Source organism: Microbulbifer echini (assembly GCF_041447225.1).
Classification (GTDB): domain Bacteria; phylum Pseudomonadota; class Gammaproteobacteria; order Pseudomonadales; family Cellvibrionaceae; genus Microbulbifer; species Microbulbifer echini.
This window is the reverse complement of record NZ_JBGMEL010000032.1, coordinates 1-16,417: the sequence shown is the minus strand read 5'-3', so window position 1 is coordinate 16,417 and position 16,417 is coordinate 1. Positions and strand designations below refer to the sequence as shown.

At 47.3% G+C, this 16,417-nt stretch carries 18 protein-coding genes and 1 tRNA gene; 10 read left to right on the top strand and 9 right to left on the bottom strand.

Annotated features, from left to right (window positions below; all coding sequences use genetic code 11):
* The 3 genes from ACCI51_RS18900 to ACCI51_RS18890 form a co-directional block, all read left to right on the top strand.
* On the top strand, positions 1-427 hold a 427-nt coding region (locus ACCI51_RS18900), incomplete at its 5' end, for a serine hydrolase domain-containing protein (protein WP_371844974.1).
* A 28-nt stretch (positions 428-455) separates the two neighbouring features.
* Positions 456-863: a GFA family protein gene (locus ACCI51_RS18895; protein ID WP_371844972.1), complete on the top strand. Its 408-nt coding sequence runs from the start codon at positions 456-458 to the stop codon at positions 861-863.
* A gap of 390 nt (positions 864-1,253) precedes the next feature.
* A complete protein-coding gene (locus ACCI51_RS18890; protein ID WP_371844977.1) occupies positions 1,254-1,472 on the top strand; it encodes a GNAT family N-acetyltransferase in 219 nt (72 codons plus the stop codon).
* A gap of 143 nt (positions 1,473-1,615) precedes the next feature.
* Here the strand turns inward: ACCI51_RS18890 and ACCI51_RS18885 are convergent, their stop codons facing one another.
* The 6 genes from ACCI51_RS18885 to ACCI51_RS18860 form a co-directional block, all read right to left on the bottom strand.
* On the bottom strand, positions 1,616-2,797 hold the full coding sequence (locus ACCI51_RS18885) for a patatin-like phospholipase family protein (protein WP_299589067.1): 1,182 nt from the start codon (positions 2,795-2,797) through the stop codon (positions 1,616-1,618).
* Between the two features lie 157 nt (positions 2,798-2,954).
* Positions 2,955-3,827 carry an AraC family transcriptional regulator gene (locus ACCI51_RS18880; protein ID WP_299589070.1) on the bottom strand — a complete coding sequence of 291 codons (873 nt, stop codon included), beginning with the start codon at positions 3,825-3,827 and terminating at the stop codon, positions 2,955-2,957.
* A gap of 142 nt (positions 3,828-3,969) precedes the next feature.
* The gene (locus ACCI51_RS18875) at positions 3,970-4,446 is read right to left on the bottom strand and encodes a hypothetical protein (protein ID WP_299589073.1); all 477 of its coding nucleotides are present in this window, start codon (positions 4,444-4,446) and stop codon (positions 3,970-3,972) included.
* Between the two features lie 65 nt (positions 4,447-4,511).
* On the bottom strand, positions 4,512-4,787 hold the full coding sequence (locus tag ACCI51_RS18870) for a hypothetical protein (RefSeq protein ID WP_299589075.1): 276 nt from the start codon (positions 4,785-4,787) through the stop codon (positions 4,512-4,514).
* A gap of 201 nt (positions 4,788-4,988) precedes the next feature.
* On the bottom strand, positions 4,989-5,522 hold the full coding sequence (locus ACCI51_RS18865) for a mechanosensitive ion channel domain-containing protein (RefSeq protein WP_299589078.1): 534 nt from the start codon (positions 5,520-5,522) through the stop codon (positions 4,989-4,991).
* A complete protein-coding gene (locus tag ACCI51_RS18860; RefSeq protein WP_299589081.1) occupies positions 5,476-5,823 on the bottom strand; it encodes a hypothetical protein in 348 nt (115 codons plus the stop codon). The genes ACCI51_RS18865 and ACCI51_RS18860 overlap by 47 nt, the downstream gene beginning before the upstream one ends.
* 65 nt (positions 5,824-5,888) lie before the next feature.
* Here ACCI51_RS18860 and ACCI51_RS18855 point away from each other — a divergent pair, with 65 nt between their 5' ends.
* Both ACCI51_RS18855 and ACCI51_RS18850 read left to right on the top strand, forming a co-directional pair.
* Positions 5,889-6,278, top strand: coding sequence for a LexA family protein (locus ACCI51_RS18855; protein WP_299589084.1), 390 nt, complete (start codon positions 5,889-5,891; stop codon positions 6,276-6,278).
* Positions 6,279-7,532, top strand: a complete 1,254-nt coding sequence (locus ACCI51_RS18850) for a Y-family DNA polymerase (protein WP_299589087.1) — start codon at positions 6,279-6,281, stop codon at positions 7,530-7,532.
* A gap of 500 nt (positions 7,533-8,032) precedes the next feature.
* Here the strand turns inward: ACCI51_RS18850 and ACCI51_RS18845 are convergent, their stop codons facing one another.
* Positions 8,033-8,464 (bottom strand): winged helix-turn-helix transcriptional regulator, encoded by a 432-nt coding sequence (locus ACCI51_RS18845; protein WP_299589093.1) that lies wholly within the window; start codon positions 8,462-8,464, stop codon positions 8,033-8,035.
* 193 nt (positions 8,465-8,657) lie between these two features.
* On the opposite strand from ACCI51_RS18845, the gene ACCI51_RS18840 reads away from it, so the two are divergent.
* From ACCI51_RS18840 to ACCI51_RS18830, 3 genes are all read left to right on the top strand, one after another.
* Positions 8,658-9,122, top strand: a complete 465-nt coding sequence (locus ACCI51_RS18840; protein WP_299589096.1) for a hypothetical protein — start codon at positions 8,658-8,660, stop codon at positions 9,120-9,122.
* A gap of 10 nt (positions 9,123-9,132) precedes the next feature.
* Complete coding sequence (locus ACCI51_RS18835) at positions 9,133-9,513, top strand: tautomerase family protein (protein WP_299589099.1); 381 nt, start codon at positions 9,133-9,135, stop codon at positions 9,511-9,513.
* An 85-nt stretch (positions 9,514-9,598) separates the two neighbouring features.
* Positions 9,599-11,635, top strand: a complete 2,037-nt coding sequence (locus tag ACCI51_RS18830; protein ID WP_371844970.1) for an acyl-CoA synthetase — start codon at positions 9,599-9,601, stop codon at positions 11,633-11,635.
* Positions 11,636-13,001: 1,366 nt separating this feature from the next.
* On the opposite strand, the gene ACCI51_RS18825 is transcribed toward ACCI51_RS18830, so the two are convergent.
* Both ACCI51_RS18825 and ACCI51_RS18820 read right to left on the bottom strand, forming a co-directional pair.
* On the bottom strand, positions 13,002-14,165 hold the full coding sequence (locus tag ACCI51_RS18825) for a patatin-like phospholipase family protein (RefSeq protein ID WP_299589105.1): 1,164 nt from the start codon (positions 14,163-14,165) through the stop codon (positions 13,002-13,004).
* A gap of 658 nt (positions 14,166-14,823) precedes the next feature.
* Positions 14,824-14,900: transfer RNA gene (locus ACCI51_RS18820), tRNA-Arg, on the bottom strand.
* Positions 14,901-15,168: 268 nt separating this feature from the next.
* Between ACCI51_RS18820 and ACCI51_RS18815 the strand changes: the two genes are divergently transcribed.
* Entirely contained in the window at positions 15,169-15,462 is a 294-nt protein-coding gene (locus ACCI51_RS18815) for a hypothetical protein (RefSeq protein WP_371844968.1), read from the top strand.
* A gap of 167 nt (positions 15,463-15,629) precedes the next feature.
* Positions 15,630-15,845, top strand: coding sequence for a DUF2793 domain-containing protein (locus ACCI51_RS18810; protein ID WP_371844975.1), 216 nt, complete (start codon positions 15,630-15,632; stop codon positions 15,843-15,845).
* The last annotated feature ends 572 nt before the right edge of the window (positions 15,846-16,417 follow it).

Genomic DNA, 16,417 nt, shown 5'->3' with positions numbered 1-16,417 from the left:
AAAAGATGATAACACGCCAATAATTGGACCTGCTGGTACAATACATTTATCGCTTAATGATTTAGCGTTGTATGCTGATGAACATCTTCAAGGCATACAAGGGAGTAGTTCATTCCTCAAAAGAGAATCGTTTCAGCGTCTACATCATCCAAATCTTAATAGCTATGCTTATGGCTGGGTAATCGGTCCACCGGAAGAGTTAGGTGTTGGTAATGTTCATTGGCATAACGGATCAAATACTATGTGGTACGCATTGCTTGTAATTTTACCAGATATCAATGCCGCGATAGCCATAACTTCTAATGACGGTAACTTTAAAGTTGCGGAGAATTCTGCTTGGGAAATAGTCAAGCGTTTAGCTAAACCGCTAGAGATTTCACATAAAAAATCTATGAGCTCGGACGCTGTAGAGAGCGCCGGTTATTGAGGCTTTATGTGAGTACAAGGAAAGAGCTATGGGCGTAAATCTGAAAGAGATTGATGGAATAAAAATTCAGCTAAAACACTTAGCCTCATGTCACTGCGGCTTTGTAAAATTTGAACTGGATCTACCTGATGGTCTTATTGATCTTCGGCGTTGTGATTGCTCTTTGTGCCGCAGGAGAGGTGCAATCGCCGCATCAGTATCGCTAGATGGCATTAATGTCTTAGAAGGGCAGGAACATTTAAAGCTCTATCAATTCAATACTAATACAGCGAAACACTATTTCTGCGGTAATTGCGGTATTTACACACATCACCAAAGACGCTCTAATCCTACTCAATACGGTTTCAATGTGGTGTGCCTGGAGGGTGTAAATCCCCTCAAAGTCGGTGGTGTTCCAACATACAATGGGGGAAACCATCCGGCGGACCGAGGGTAACTCACATAACAATCAGCGGCAGAGCGACAGCCAAAGCTACGCACCTTTTGTGTTACTCGCTGACGCTCAAACATTAACACAAAATATGCTCCGCGCTGGCTGCGCCTGCGCTGGACGTTAGAGTTCCAAAACTATGAATATCGTGCCCCTCACTAAAAGTGATTGGGAGTCGTTAAAAAATATTCGATTGGAGTCACTTCTTGATTCTTCCAATGAATTTGGTATCACCTATCAGAAACAAAAGAGATTTCTGATGAAAATTGGAAGTCAATCGCCTCTGGTATAAATGGGTTAAATTTTTACTTGCTCGTTGTAATGGAGAGGATGTCGGATTAGTCGGTGGTGTTCATTCAGAAGGGCAGTACGAGCTAGTTTCTATGTGGGTAAAACCTGATAAAAAAGGGCGGTATTGGTGTAAGCTTAGTCAAAGAGTTGCTCGGCCATGCTAAATTTCAAGGTTTTACTTCTGTAGTTTTGAATGTATCTTCAAAAAACAGTGCAGCGTATAACTTGTATTCAAAGATCGGATTCAGAGTCTTAGAGGAAGCGAGCGGTTGTCCAGGGGTAGAGCTAAAGGAAATGGTTTGGTACTCCGCCTCCGAGCCCTAACAAGTGACTATGGTTCTTCGTTAGACTTTTAAGCCATATTTTCATCCCAGTATGTGTTGTTTTTTACCATCGTATTCAGAACGGTAAGTTGCTTTACCGCCCCTTGATGGTGAACCGCTAAAAAAGCCAGAGGAGTCAAGAAATCATTTAGAGCCTCCTTTATTTCCCTGTTGCAAATGTTTGAGCACCTGATCAAGTTCGGCTTGATTTTCATTGATAAGTTTCTCTCCGAGAGTCTCTAGTTTGTCGACGGATTTGTAGTCAAATATGGCGACGTATGGATTATTAATTTCTATATTTAGGTAGTTGTAATCGATTTTTCCTTTCGGGCTGAGAGATCTCGCAATTTCCAGAGTGTACAGCTGCTGGCTATCCATGGATCTTTGTACGTTGGATATAAGATCCTGGGTCCAGCTAATTTTTCCCCAGTTTTTTACTTTTTTGTAGCTGGCGTCCATGGTTTTTAATGGAGAGGTGCCAGCTCCAAGTATCAATACATAATAGTTTTTCCCAGGAAATTCTCTGATAATATCGAGCAGTACGATACTGGCAGGGTTGTTTGCATCGATACCTGCGTCGGCAAAGTAGCGGTGCCGAATATCCTGGTCTTTTGTCATAAATTCGACAGGTGGGAATAGGCTTTCAGCACTGGAGGCTGCGGTTACTAGTTGGTAGAGCGTATTGGTGGGCAGGTTGGTTACTTCCTTGCCGCGGTTCTTAAATAGCGTTAATTGGCCTGTATGAATATTAAGAGAAGGTACAATCACATAATTTTTCAAATCAGTGAAGTTCATTTCTTTTGTGTAATTTTCCTCCATGACATTGCTCAGGCGCTCGCCAATAAAGCGGGGAGAGAGCAATCCGTTAGCTGTCAATATTTTGTGATACCAGGGAACTGAGAATAAATACTCACTTTCATCTTTGTAGATTTGGATTATCTTGTCACTCTTAGAGTGGATGTTTTGACCTTCGGTGGCAGAGTTGTGAGTTGGTATGTGAGGAACATTGAGTCCGGTGGCAATAATCGCACCTATTGATGCACCACTAAAAACATCAAATAGCTCATCGATCGGTTTGCCAGCCTCTCGTTCTATATGTTGGAGTACATAGAGAGGGATAAGACCGCGAATACCACCCCCGTCAATGATAAGAATATTAATGGTGTCTTTATCTTTGAGCGCTTGGTTGCTCTCAATAAATTCCTCGGTTACAGGGTGTGCATTAAACTGAATGCTCTGGGTGAGACGATTATTGTAAACGTATATCAACACCACCAAAAAGGTGATTGTTACTACAATAATCGTTGGTATATGCCAAGTTTTCATGAGGCTGCCTGCACTCTTTTCTCCATATTATAAAGAGTGCTTGCTGGTGGGATAGTTTTACGCTTTGTTATCTTTTTAAGTGGTTATAAATTATTTTTTTATTTGCTCTTTGTATTGTGATTTTTATTATTGCTTTAAGGGTGGCAGGCAAGGGAAGTTATTCTATGGGCAGGTAGATATCTGTAATCATTTCGCGCTCTGGGACTTCGGGGAAAAATTTCACTCTTTCAAAAAACATTGGAAATTCTCGGGCGGTAAAGCCTGAAGAGTCAAGCCACTGAAGGTACAGGTATTGAACAGCAATTCCAATCGAATCATCACTGCCCAAGTACTGGATGACTGCACATTTTCCCGAAGGGATCACTTTATTTATGACGCCATATTCATGGGTGATACTGGCACTGACCGGTTGGTTTACTGTGCAGCAGACGTCAAATCTGAACTGGTCTGAGGCTGTGGTTGCGGGATCATCGTAAACCAGATTGAACGTCCTGCTTTTATCCGGTGAAAGGCCTTGCCCTTTTCGCCACTGAATAAACTGATTAATAGTGCTGCCCAGTAGGTGAGCTGGCCCCCGGTGTTCCATGACGGCAAGGCGGGTCTCGGGAAATTCGACGACTTTTACATCGAAGCTGGTGGTGGTTGCCATCAATTGACTCCTTAGTATCATGATCGGCTCATAGTGCTTGTGCCAGAGTGCCCAGTCGGGTTTCTGTCTAAATTTAGCGGGGCTTTTACCAAAGTATCTTTTGAGGGCCCGCGAGAAGGCCTCATGACTCTCATAGCCGCTTTCCAGTGCTATATCCACGACCTTTTTATCCCGGTAAGCCAGCTGATAGGCCGCCCGCTTGAGTCTTAGTAATCTGACCAGGGCTATCACTGACATTCCGAAGAAGGCGGAGCACTGGCGGTGAAAGTGGTATTTAGACAAGTTGGCAAACTGGCAGAGCTGGTCGACATCGAGATCCGAATCGAGGTTAGCCTCAATAAAGTACAGGACATGCGCAAACCTCTCTCTATGTCTCGCCATCTCTGTTGCCTCCTTTAGGTAAAAAGATTCTAGATGCCTTGTGCCCCCAGTACTTGATCGATATTGCTGACTATGAACCGTGAAGAGGGAGACCGGCGGGAGTGGGGGCAGAGGATGGTGGGGCCCTTAGGCCCCATATGCGCTAGCAGGGAGTGGAGGATCTTTTGAAGGTATTTACCATGACCTTTGCCTCTTTGAGGCTTAATAAATAGTCTTTGAGAGAGTTGAGCCCCGCCTTAATACCCAGTGAGATCAGTTTGATCACTAGTGAGAACGCCAGTTCTGATTTCAGGTGGGGAGTAAATGCCAGAAAGGCTTTGAAAATAGAGCAGTGGATTCGTTTTAGTAGGTCTTGAATATCTTTGTTGTTGGTGGATATTTTCTCGGCTTTCTTTTCAAATGCTTTGAGTTCATCCAAATATTCGGTAAATAAGCGAAAGTTAAAGACCACGGTTCTATGTGCTTTATATCCGGCAATAATACTACTCAGGGCATCATTGATTTTTCTCAGGGCAATATAGTCCGTTCTGGAGAGGCTCTCATAGGAGTTGGAGAGATACGCGATAGTATCCCTCCGCAGTTGGCAAAATTCGAACAGATGCCGATCGTGCTTTCTCATCTCTAACAGCCGATATATCTGCACGGCAATGAAAAAAAGAGCAATTGCGAGCAAGATGTAGAGCACTACTCAAACTCCTTCTCATTAATGGGCTTTTTAGAGGCCGCTTTTCGGGTTGGTGGAGAATAGGAGAAGGCATTATCCATCAGCTTGAGGAACCTGTCTCGATACTCTTTATTATCCGCAGCTAGCCGATCAATTTCAACTTGGCGATCTTTCAGCCGCCCACTGTACATCCAGAAAAGCAAATAATGCGCAAAGATGAAAAAAATGACAAACAGGCCATTTTTTAGGCCCATTTCTTGTACAAAGAGGAGTATATCTTTGAGGGTATCGGTCATGCAGTCCCTTAAAGCCAATTTCTAAGAATCTTGCGCATTTTTAACTATTGAGACGGTTGAAGCAAATCGCCCTAGAGGAGATGTGACGTGAGGAGGGTTTTCTGTGCCTGCAGATCGCTCTGGGTTATGAGGATAGGTTATGGCACTGACCGTTGGCGAACTCCCCACCCTGAAATGGTCGGGGAGCGGTGCACGGCGGGACTATGGAATCTCCGCCGGACTGGTTTCCTGTAATGCTTGTGGCGCTTCTGGCGTGCTCTTGCTGGGATTTTTAATCACACCTTTTTGCAGAATTAAGGTATTGGGATAGGTAATAAGCTCTTCACCTCTCCGGATAAGCACGTGAAATAGTGTGATTTCTTCAATGGTGCCAGAGATATCGTCATCTTTGTCCATAACCCGAATTTTATCGCCAACCCTGTAGGGAAAGCCAAAGAAAATAATCAAGCTGGCCGTGATATTGCTCAATATTGACCACTGGGCAAAAAGTGCCACACCGATGACTGCGAATACTGAAGAGAGAAAGATGGAAACCTGGGTATATTCAAACCCGAGGGCGCTGATGAGTAATACCAAGTGAAAAACCAGCAGGGCAATACCAACTGTCTTGGAAATATATTTGAGTCGATAGGGCTTCACCGCTCTGCTCTGCCCAAATCGGCCGATCGCGGAGGAGCTCAGTCTCATGCTAATAAAATAAGAGGCGATGATCAGTGCCGCTATGACTAAATTCATACTGTTTATCCCATTTCCATAATGCCTTGCCTTTCTGTGGGAAGGGCTTGCTGCTGTGGGGTCGTAGTTTTAAACGATGTGCGGCCGGCGGCCATACCTGCAGATGCTTACTTTGTACCAGTATTGCATTGCCGGGTGAATCATTGTTTCGCCCCTTGCTGCGCGGATCATAGTCGTAGTCTAAGACACTGCCAAGCCGGTTTGAGCGCTGGAAAGCGGATATCTGCTGCGGCGCCAGGTGTGGGCGCTGTAGGTGCATGAGACCGATACGGGAACACCTGCCGGCCCACCAGTCAGTCATCGTTCTTGCTGGAATTGGCGCATTACCTCTAAACTGTATACATATACAGTGTTTGGTGAAACCCTATGAAACTTGCGACGCTCTACAGTCACGGTGTTGCCGCTGGCTTCCCCTCTCCTGCGGATGACCACAAAGAGGAAAGCCTCAGTCTCGATCAACATTTAATCACTCGTCCCGCGGCTACGTTTATGGCCCGCGCTAATGGCGATTCGATGCAGGGGCTGGGTATCTTTGATCGCGACCTACTGGTGGTGGACCGCTCTCTGGAGCCGGTGCATGGCGATGTGGTGGTTGTGGCCCTGGATGGCCAGCTTTCCTGCAAGGTGTTGGATCGCCAGCGCGGGCGTCTGCTGTCGGCCAATGATCGCTACCCGCCCATACCCGTTTGGGAGGGGCAGGAGCTGATTGTGGAAGGCGTGGTGAAAGCCTCTATTCGCTATCATCGCCCCTGTTGAATGTTGGCACTGGTAGATTGCAACAGTTGCTACGCCAGCTGTGAGCAGATATTCCGGCCCGACTTAAGGGGCAGGCCGGTGGTGGTGCTTTCTAATAACGATGGTTTTGTGGTGGCGCGCTCTAGCGAGGCCAAAGCACTGGGCATTGCTGATCTGGAGCCTTTCTTCAAGATTGAGCCTTTGTTGCGGCGGCACAAAGTGGCTATCTTCTCCAGTAATTACCCGCTCTACGGGGATATTTCCCATCGGGTTATGGAGACGCTCAAGGGCTTCAGCCCAGAGGTGGAGGTCTACAGTATTGATGAGATGTTCCTTAATCTACAGGGTCTGCAGGAGGAATGGCTGAGCTATGGACAGCGGATTCGCACAACCCTGTGGCGGGATGTGCGTATGCCTGTAGGTGTGGGGATCGCTCCCAGCAAGACCCTGGCCAAACTCGCCAACAGGGCGGCGAAAAACATCGCCCAATGCCACGGGGTTTGCGTCTTGGATACTCCGTATAGATGGCAGTGGCTGCAAAAGCGCATGCCGGTCGATAAGGTGTGGGGGGTTGGTCGACGGTTGGCAAAGCGATTGGGGCACCTTGGGATCGAAACCGTCTATGACTTGGCGAGGGCCAATCCCAAGATCCTGCGTCGGCATACCAATATTCATATTGAGCGAACTATTGAAGAGTTAAATGGCACTCCGTGCCTGGGGTTGGAAGAGCAGCCGCCGGCGAAGAAACAGATTTACTGCACCCGTTCCTTTGGGGAAAAATTAACCGAGCTGCAGCCAATCCAGCAGGCCGTCAGCCTCTATGCCAGCCGGGCGGCAGAAAAGCTGCGTGGACAAGGCTGCTTGGTGGCGGCGATGCATGTCTTTTTGCACACCTCACCCCACGAACCCAACTATTACAGCCGCAGTGTATTAGTGCAGTGTCCTTACCCTACCGATGACTCCCGCCTGCTCGCCGGTTTGGCAAAGGGCGCTATAGCCGAGCTTTACCGGCCGGGTCACCGCTATATGAAGGCCGGTGTGGGCCTGGTAGAGCTGGTGCCCCGGTCGTTGGGGCAGGGCGATTTGTTCTCGCTTGGGCAGTCGAAACGCGCCGGGGAGGTAATGCAGACCCTCGATAGGGTCAATCGGCACTTTGGCCGCGGTACCCTGTTCCTGGGGGCCGAGGGTGTACACAAGCACTGGAAGATGCGCCAGGCTTATCGTTCACCCTCGTATACCACTCGTTGGGCGGCGCTGCCTATGGTGCAGATTTAGGGGCATCGAGGTTCAAAGTCCCACAGCGGCCGCAGTTTTTGATTAAGACGGGGATAGTGTCCAGGTGCGCGCTGCAGAAGAAGCAGTGGCCGGTCTTTCGCGTCTTGTGGCTCGCAAATTGCTTAGTGGCCATCATGGAGAGGCCTATATGGGGTCGTAGGGCTTTGATTTGCTTTGCGCTAACTCTGTTGCGGGGAAAGCCCCGTAAGATTTCTTGTATGTGGATAAGGGCGGAATCTTGGATTTCCCAGAGTTGACTGCAGTGCTTGCAGAACAGGTGCATGGAGTGGCCGGCGTACTCGTTGATCGACAGACACTAGTCTAGCGGCAAGTAGATACTGCCGGGGGAAGGAGTTTTTCCCGGCAGCGCAAAGGCGGAACGACTACACAAGGAACCGCTATCAACTGGGGCACCTCTGAACAATCCCGTAAAGTCTCTACGGCTTTTAAGGCCCGCCCTAGGGGGGGCTTGGTTGGATTTTGTTAGTTGGGTTGCAAACCTAATATTTCAAATCCAGATCCAGCAGGGATACCGGCTGTCCATCGTTACCGACCAAATCGACCCGGACAGGCTCTCCCGTTCTTTTATCAATAACCCGTGACCAGCGCACACCTTCTCTTCCAGACCAGTGTGTACTCCAGTCAATCAGAGACACCAAGACGGGAACCAGCGCGAGGCACTTCGGAGTTGCGTTATAGAGCATACGCCGCGCTCCGGGTTTGATTGGGGTTTTAACCAGGATGCCAGCGTCTTCCAAAGTGGTTAATCTTTGGGTGAGAATATTTCGCGAGATTTGCAAGCTCTCCTGCAATGAGTCAAACCGGTTAACCCCCCTCAATACATCGCGGATAACAAGCAGACTCCAGCGATCGCCGATGACGGAAAGCGCCTCTTCGATTGCACATTGAACAGTGGGTTTACTCTCGCTCATAGCCATCCTGCGGTTGCCCAAGGCTCCATGGTCTCACAGGCAAGTTCCAAAACAAAACTTTCCAGAAGGCGGCTACAGCTCCCCTATATAACCATAAGTTATTGAAGCGACACCTATATCAAATTTTGGTTAGTTGCATTTTGGAACTTATCTGCGCTAGATTAGTTCCAAAATGCAACTATTGAGATGTGTAATGCGCTTCAAACCGATCGTTTTGTGCTCCTTTGTCGAGGGCTCTTTAGGCAGCCCCAAGAAACAGATGCTGGAGCAAGTGATACGCCGGGCTTACCAGGATCACCTGGACCAATCTGTGTCCCCCAGGGTGGTGTGGCTGGAGATACCGGTAAATCAAGCATTCTTGGAGGGTAAACCATCATCAGTGGCCACCCTTATGGCCCCCGTACCGGATGGAACCATGAACAGGTTGCGACACCCATTTTTATACAAATTGCTTGAGCAATGGTGCATCACAGCAGAGACGAATAAAAATGAGGTGGTTATTACAGCGCCCGACCAATCACTCAGCAAAGAATTTTTAAGCGCAAATCGCAAGCGAATGCCTCCTCTTCGGCAAATTGGCTACATCGCGAAAACGCTGATGCGCTTAGTGACGTCCAGATGCGCCTCAGGGCACTTCAAAACTCAGATCAACTTGTAAGAGATCACAGATGCCCCTTTATACAATCTCCACCCAGCGACCACTGTCCAGTGTTGAGCAACAGATGCTTGTTTCAGAAATTACGGAAGTTCACTGCACAGTAACCGGTGCGCCCGCACAATTTGTACAAGTTGTATTCAGTCAGGGTGTTTACTTGCGTTCAAAGAATATCGTTCATGTTCTGGGTTCCATTCGTTCAGGCCGTAGCGATAAAATCAAGTCAACCCTAGCAAATGGTTTTATCGAAACAGCCTCTAAGGTTTTAGGCTGTCCCACCTCTCGTTGTGAGGTGGACCTTATCGATGTGCCTGCGAGCTGGGTCATTGAAGGAGGTGCAGTAATGCCGGAACCTGGAGAGGAGCAAGAGTGGCTTGCCCTGCAATCCAGCTAGGTTCACATTAACTTTCTTTCTATGCCTCAGAAATAAAAAATAATTCAATACTGCCAAATTCTGAATGGCAGCAGGGAGTAATATTATGTCCACTTCGACTTTGGAAGGTATCGAAACCCTGGAAACCTACTTGTTAACGGGCAAGCAGCCAGGGGGTGAAGATTATTCCCGTTTTAAGGCGCTATCTGAGAAATTTACGGGTAATACTTTTGATGCATTAATGGCTGCCTGTAAGCGTCATTCTCAGCAAATAGCGATCTCTTATTTTCTCTCGGGGAAGGATTACAGAAAACCGGTAAAAATCAGCTATCAAACGCTGGCTGAACGGATTACTCAAACGGCCAATTTATTCAACAGTATCGGGCTTAAAGAGGACGATACGGTCGCATTTATCTTGCCTAATCTGCCCGAAACCCACTATGTACTTTGGGGTGCAGAGGCCGCGGCAAAGGTACTGGCGATCAACCCATTATTGGAATCCAGGCAGATAGAAGAGTTAATACGGCATAGCCAGGCAAAAGCAATCGTAACGCTAAGCCCTTTTCCCGGTACTGATATTTGTGAAAAAATTGAAAGTATCTTAGGCAATTTGCCCGAAGTAACAAGTATCTTACATGTAGATCCAGCCTATCATGCCAAAGGCCTAAAGGGCGTTGCAGCTAAAGCGATACAATTCCAGCATCGCACGCGACTGAAGCCACTGGAAGGAATAAAGCGAGTACATTTTCAGTCGGCAATACAGCAGCAGCCTTCTACGTATTTAACGTTCAAACGCATCATCCGTAGTGACGATGTGGCCTCCCTATTCTGCACGGGTGGCACAACAGGCTTACCCAAAATTGCGACTCATACTCACGCGAATGAACTGGCCAATGCAAAAAGTATTGGTTTGGTGGCGGGGGACATCATGAGTTCGGGAAAGGTAATTCTGTGTGGTCTGCCATTATTCCATGTGAACGCGGCAATAGTGACTGGGCTTGCTGCCTTTATCAATGGTTGCGAAGTAGTATTAATGACGCCACAAGGCTACCGCGGCGAAGGCGTATTCAGTCATTTTTGGAAAATAATTGAGTTCTACCGCGTCAATAGTTTTAGTGCTGTCCCCACTGTTTATTCAAAGCTGCTTCAACAGCCGGTAAATCAGTGCGATATCTCCTCTCTACAAATGGCTTTGTGTGGCGCAGCGCCTATGCCTGTTGAAGTGTTCAATGCTTTTGAACGAATAACCGGGGTACAAATTGTCGAGGGCTATGGCCTAACGGAGGGTACCTGTGCCAGCAGTATCACTCCGCCACATGGAACCAAGAAGGTTGGCTCTATTGGACTGCGCTTGCCGTTGCAAATGATGCGAAGTGTTCAGCTGGATGCGCAGGGTAATTTCATTCGATACAGTCAGATAAATGAAATCGGCAGCCTGCTTATTCATGGCGATAATGTGTTCAGAGGATATCTCAATCCCGAGCACAATCAGGGAATATGGGTACACGATGATCAAGGGCGGCGCTGGCTGAATACCGGAGATTTAGGCCGGCAGGATGACGATGGATATTTTTGGCTCACAGGTCGTAAAAAAGAACTGATCGTGCGCGGGGGGCATAATATTGAGCCTAAATTGATTGAAGAGGTCCTCTGCCAGCATGCTGCCGTTGCCATGGCGGCAGCTGTAGGGACTCCTGATCCTCATGCAGGGGAAGTTCCTGTCGCCTATGTAATGCTGTCGGATAGTGCGATGAGCACCCTAACGATCAATGGGGGTGAGATTGTAATGGATGCTTATGCCAAAGCATTACTTGAAGAAATTACCGTTTACGCAAAAGAGAATATCACTGAGCGCGCGGCTATCCCCAGAAAAATTGTACTAAGAGCAATGCTCCCTACTACGGCGGTTGGCAAGATCTTCAAGCCTGCACTGGAGATGGAGGAAATCCGTATATGCGTTGAAGGTATTATCAAGCAGCTGGTGCAGAAAGTAGATGTTTCACCTGCAGGTAAGCATGTAAAAGTGGAGCAAGATAAGGTGCTCGGAACCATTGCCAGAATCTCTACGCAAGGAAACTCTGACCTTGAACGTTCTCTTGCAGAACAGCTGGCGCCATACACTTTTAAGTATGAACTGATGTGATCGTTTGCAAAAAGCCCTCTCCTTGAGGGCTCTTGCACCTGCGGTGCTGTATCATAAATTTTGTACTGTGTTCGTGGTAAAGAAGCATGCTCGCAGAAAAAGTACCTAGGCATCAATTTTTATGTGCCAATGATTAACTAATGGAGTGATTTAAAAGGGCTATATAAAGATCACATCAGAATCGGAGTCATTACTTCGAAATCCTTTGCTGCAAAAAATGTATGAATGTAAGCCAGCCTCGTAAACCTCGTGGAGGTTATCTAAGTTCAAGGGATGTCAACAGAATCACGGAATTTTTGGAGGCGTATGAAGAAGTCGTGTTAGGTTTTTAACGAGCTTCGCCAATTTTTCTTGTAACGCATTGCAGGTCAGTCCAGCCATAATCAGTGCAAATTCGACGATTTCAATCGTCTGCAATTGTTCATCCAGGATAATGCTCGAGGTGGTGATGCCTATTACCGGAATGAGTAGAGCAAAAGGGGGGGATCGTTGCTGCGGAGTGCGTTCTCGCGAGCCAGCCCCAAATAGCGAAGACGATCAACATGGAAATAAAGTTCATATAGGCAAGTGACAGCCAGATTGTGTCACTTGCCCTAATGATTAGCGCTATCGAATCCTGCGCTTCCAGGAAATAGGAGAGAGCAAAAAGTGGTAGGGGTGGGATCAGGCATATCCAAACCATAAAATGCAATAAATTGCTGCCATGGGTACGTCTCATAATCAGATTTGATAGGGCCCAGATGAATGCTGAAGCAGCTTGATTAGACCAAAAGCGCTTACGCTGCCCCCTGTATTCAGGAAGAATAGTGAATATCCAGATGTTGCGATAAGAATACTGAGTATTTGAATCCGGTTAACGGCCTCTTTAAAGAAAAGAGCACCGAGTAAGATAGTTAAGAACGCTTGGTCTGGAGAAGCAAAGAAGAAATACCAGCGGATGCATAGGTTTTCATCGCAAAGAAAAGTAGTTAAAGTTTAGTGCCCCGAGAAAGAGGCCAACACCAAGTACATTTCATGGGGGTGTCTTGGGAATAGAGATGTAAAATACTGCGGGGATGGCGACGAAAAGAAATCGAAGTGCAGAGGACAGGGCGGGCGGGAGCTCCTCAAGGCCATTCTTAACAACTGTAAAATTGACACTCCCAAATAAAGACGACGGGATACGGGTTAAGTACCAGATCCTCTAACTTCATCGGTTGTTCTGCGTTATCAAAATGGGAGGCGAGTGGCGGGATGTTAGAGTAAATTAAAAATCATTCTATCTAACGGTGGCGTAGATGCTGGAAGTAGTTTATTGCCGTGTTTGGTGACTGAGAGCCACAGTATTCCAGGTTGAATGAAAGTAATTATCTGCTGGTCCGGCCGCTTAATCGGGTCGATCACTTTGATTCAGATGATCGATGATTTTTTGAATCACCGGTTTGTTTTCTTCAATCAGTCTGTCCGCGTGAAGCCTCAGAGAATCCAGGGCATCATAATCAAAAATTCCAACAAATGGATCAACAACTTCGATGTTTAGGTAGTCGTACTGCAGTCGTTTTTCGCTGGTGAATAATTGGATTAGGTCCAGTGCATACAATTGCTGATGATCCATGGACTTCTGAATATTTAAGAAGGCGTCTTGAATCCAACGGATGCGCCCCCAGTTTTTGAGTTCTTTGTATTCCAGTTGGGAACTGGCTGTTGGTGGGGTCCCTGTGCCTAAAATCAGTACATAGTAATTTTTGTTGGGAAACCTGCGAAGGATGTTAAGCAGTACCAAGCTTGTAGGGTTATTCATAGCCAGGCCGGCATCCGCGAAGTAGTTATGCTGATGGGATTTTCCGGGTACTTTAAACGCAACTGGAGGGTAAGCCGTTTCGGCACTGACGGCTGCGGTAATGAGTTGATATAAACTATTGGTGGGCAGTTGGCTGACAGCATCTCCGCGGTTTTTGAACAGGTGTACTTCACCGTTGTGTATGTTTAGGGCTGGGATAATGACATAGTTCTTTAAGTCCGTGAATGAAAGGGATTTAGTGTAGTGTTTTTCCATTACCTCGTGTAAACGTTCCCCCATAAAAGAGGGGGAAAAAAGTCCCCATCCAGTCAAAATATCGTGATACCAGGGTGAGGAAAATAGGTAATCGCTTTCCTCCTTGTAGAGTTGAATCAAATATTCTGTGGCGGAGCTATGGCCTCTATATTGTTCGGGAATAAAGTCTTCTGGAATGTTGATACCACTGGCAATGATCGCACCACTGGATACGCCACTGTAGACGTCAAAGACCTCGGTGATCGGTTTCTTTAGTTTTTTCTCGATGTACTTGAGCACATACAGTGGGATTAAACCCCGAACCCCACCGCCATCAATGATCAGTATGCGGATGGTATCTTTTTCTTTTAGGTAATCAAGGCTGTTTGTGAGTTCGGGTTCAGAGGGCGCTCGGGTGAAGGTAATGGACTGAGTGAATTGATTGTTATAAACATAAGCGGCAGAAATATAAACTACAGCGATAAATAGAACGGCTAATATAGAACCTTTAAGCATGGATACGGCAGGTTACTCGTAGTTTCAGGTGTCTGTGAATAATTCTTGATGTAAGCATAATCGGCATCTGAGCCTTGTGTGGTCCAGACAGAAGGGTATTCTTCCGAATCGTCTTTTCACTAGGCTTATTTGCTACAGGTGAAAATGTGCTTATAAGATACTGTGATAGGAGTGGTGTCCTATCAGTCAGCTGCTAAGGGCTCGGTTGGAACGTTACTCGGAAATTATCAGTGACTCAATGCGAATAAAAAAATGGGGAGGGGAATGGATCGAGTTTCACGGTCATACCTGAGGGGAGGATATGTAAAAACGCTCTTTAGGGTGCGATGGTGAGAAGTAAAAACGGTAGTGAATTTTATGCGAACTGCTCAGTGTCTGTTGGGTAAAGTTTATTGGAGCGCTTAAAAACACTTTTCTTGCCGTAATGTTTTTCGAGGAAGGAACGAGCTCCATCAATTCAACTTCCCGGTAATTTTTTAATAGAGGCAAGAGGGCGAGGGTAGCTGATGAGAGGTTTACGGGTTGCCCAGAGGGTGAAGTTGGCCTAAAGAGGCAGATGTGAGAGTAGGATTGTGTCTGTCTCTATGAGACTTGCGCGGGCTCTTATATTTTGGAATAAAAAAAGGGCCTGCACTCGAAAATGCAAGCCCTTTTGAAATGGCGCGCTCGGGAGGATTCGAACCTCCGACCGCCTGGTTCGTAGCCAGGTACTCTATCCAGCTGAGCTACGAGCGCGTCGTTGAGGTTGCGCACAATATAGATCCTGAAGGCGCTAGTCAAGAACTTATGTGGCAGAAATGTATGGCTTGGTTATTCGGAGGCTAAATAATAGTCAGTTTGGGAGTAAGTGAGTGAAAAATGACTATTTGGCATCAATAGATAATTTCTGATGTGGTGAGGCTAAGCCGGCAGAGTAGGGCGCCGATCGGCAATGAAATCGTGAACTTTGCCGAGGCTAAGAGACCAGCCCTGTGGTTTGGTAAATCGGCTACTTCCTGCGTGGGTGCTAAGGACCGCACCCATAAACCACCCAGCGAGAACGCGACGTATATTACTCGAGGGCGATACCCTGAACTATGTCAGCGTCGAGTGCTACAACCTCAACCTCGGCCAGACTTTTACCTTCCATGCCACCGGTGTCGGTAGCGACAAAGAGATAGCTATCTGTGGCACCTTTGCCGGCGACAGCCATAGCGAATCAGCACGGACCTATCTTAGTGCCTACTGCAGCGGCGGTCAGCTGAATATCGAATGGGTTGGGAGAGTGCGGCTCGATGGCCGCGCGGCTTACAATTAAAGCCCGTTTTTTGCTGGCTATCGGACATCGGTCAGAGTATGGAGACCACCGCAAACACTTTCACCATCACAGTCAACCAACTCCATAACATCACCGGCACAGATCCCACCGCATAGATTAGGGTATAAGCAGAAAAAAACACCCAGAGCAACACGCCGAACAGCGGCATACCCTATGCACAGGAAGGCACCCTCAACCCCGCTGCCAGCCTGAATCAGGCCCTGAATACAGTAGGTGCACTGCTACCGTTGGAAGTGCAGACCATACAGAATGATCCACCGGCCTCCGTCAGCGATGGCGACCGCTACTTAGTCGCCACCGGCACCGGCGACTGGGCTGGTGAGGACGGCCAGCTCGCACGCTATGTCGCAGCCCCCAGCTAATGGCAATTTCTCTCCGCAAAGGTGGCTCTGAATAAAGTGGACGGGCTGCTGTATGTCCAAGGTAGCAGCGACTGGTAGCTTGCCAGCCGCCCCGAGACTTTGCCGGTGATTACTGGGGACATAAGCAGCGATTTGGCTGGGGTAGTGATACAGATGTTAAGCGCGTTGAATGGGTGTATTGGGAGAACCAAATAATCTAACTAGCTGTACTACCAGCCCAAGGCTTAACCAAAAAGTAGTTCCTAGAATTGCCACATCGTCAGCCAGTTTTTGATCACAGTGAAGGTTATTTTTCTCAGTTGCTAAAAACCGCAAGGGAATGCTTTAAAATCAGCCAGTTGTAAGGAATGCGAAAATTGTGGATAGTGATCACGATGATCGTTTTTCTAGTTAGGGCTATCGTGCCGAATGGCTGTAATCCATTGATTTAGTAGAAGAATATGGTGAGTTGGCGTACATTTGCATCAGAAATAGTGGACAAGGAAATAGTGGTCTTGATGACCACTATATAAATGTTGTACAAACCCGCTGCGCGGGAGTGGTGCCACTTTTAAATTATAAGAGGCATTTTA

What these genes read in the sequence shown, in the direction of transcription:
- ACCI51_RS18825 (WP_299589105.1), bottom strand. Translation starts at nt 14,165, where the DNA reads ATGCTTAAAGGTTCTATATTAGCCGTTCTATTTATCGCTGTAGTTTAT.
- ACCI51_RS18840 (WP_299589096.1), top strand. Translation starts at nt 8,658, where the DNA reads ATGCGCTTCAAACCGATCGTTTTGTGCTCCTTTGTCGAGGGCTCTTTA.
- ACCI51_RS18895 (WP_371844972.1), top strand. Translation starts at nt 456, where the DNA reads ATGGGCGTAAATCTGAAAGAGATTGATGGAATAAAAATTCAGCTAAAA.
- ACCI51_RS18865 (WP_299589078.1), bottom strand. Translation starts at nt 5,522, where the DNA reads ATGAATTTAGTCATAGCGGCACTGATCATCGCCTCTTATTTTATTAGC.
- ACCI51_RS18885 (WP_299589067.1), bottom strand. Translation starts at nt 2,797, where the DNA reads ATGAAAACTTGGCATATACCAACGATTATTGTAGTAACAATCACCTTT.
- ACCI51_RS18860 (WP_299589081.1), bottom strand. Translation starts at nt 5,823, where the DNA reads ATGACTGACTGGTGGGCCGGCAGGTGTTCCCGTATCGGTCTCATGCAC.
- ACCI51_RS18850 (WP_299589087.1), top strand. Translation starts at nt 6,279, where the DNA reads ATGTTGGCACTGGTAGATTGCAACAGTTGCTACGCCAGCTGTGAGCAG.
- ACCI51_RS18845 (WP_299589093.1), bottom strand. Translation starts at nt 8,464, where the DNA reads ATGAGCGAGAGTAAACCCACTGTTCAATGTGCAATCGAAGAGGCGCTT.
- ACCI51_RS18880 (WP_299589070.1), bottom strand. Translation starts at nt 3,827, where the DNA reads ATGGCGAGACATAGAGAGAGGTTTGCGCATGTCCTGTACTTTATTGAG.
- ACCI51_RS18870 (WP_299589075.1), bottom strand. Translation starts at nt 4,787, where the DNA reads ATGACCGATACCCTCAAAGATATACTCCTCTTTGTACAAGAAATGGGC.
- ACCI51_RS18835 (WP_299589099.1), top strand. Translation starts at nt 9,133, where the DNA reads ATGCCCCTTTATACAATCTCCACCCAGCGACCACTGTCCAGTGTTGAG.
- ACCI51_RS18855 (WP_299589084.1), top strand. Translation starts at nt 5,889, where the DNA reads ATGAAACTTGCGACGCTCTACAGTCACGGTGTTGCCGCTGGCTTCCCC.
- ACCI51_RS18830 (WP_371844970.1), top strand. Translation starts at nt 9,599, where the DNA reads ATGTCCACTTCGACTTTGGAAGGTATCGAAACCCTGGAAACCTACTTG.
- ACCI51_RS18875 (WP_299589073.1), bottom strand. Translation starts at nt 4,446, where the DNA reads ATGAGAAAGCACGATCGGCATCTGTTCGAATTTTGCCAACTGCGGAGG.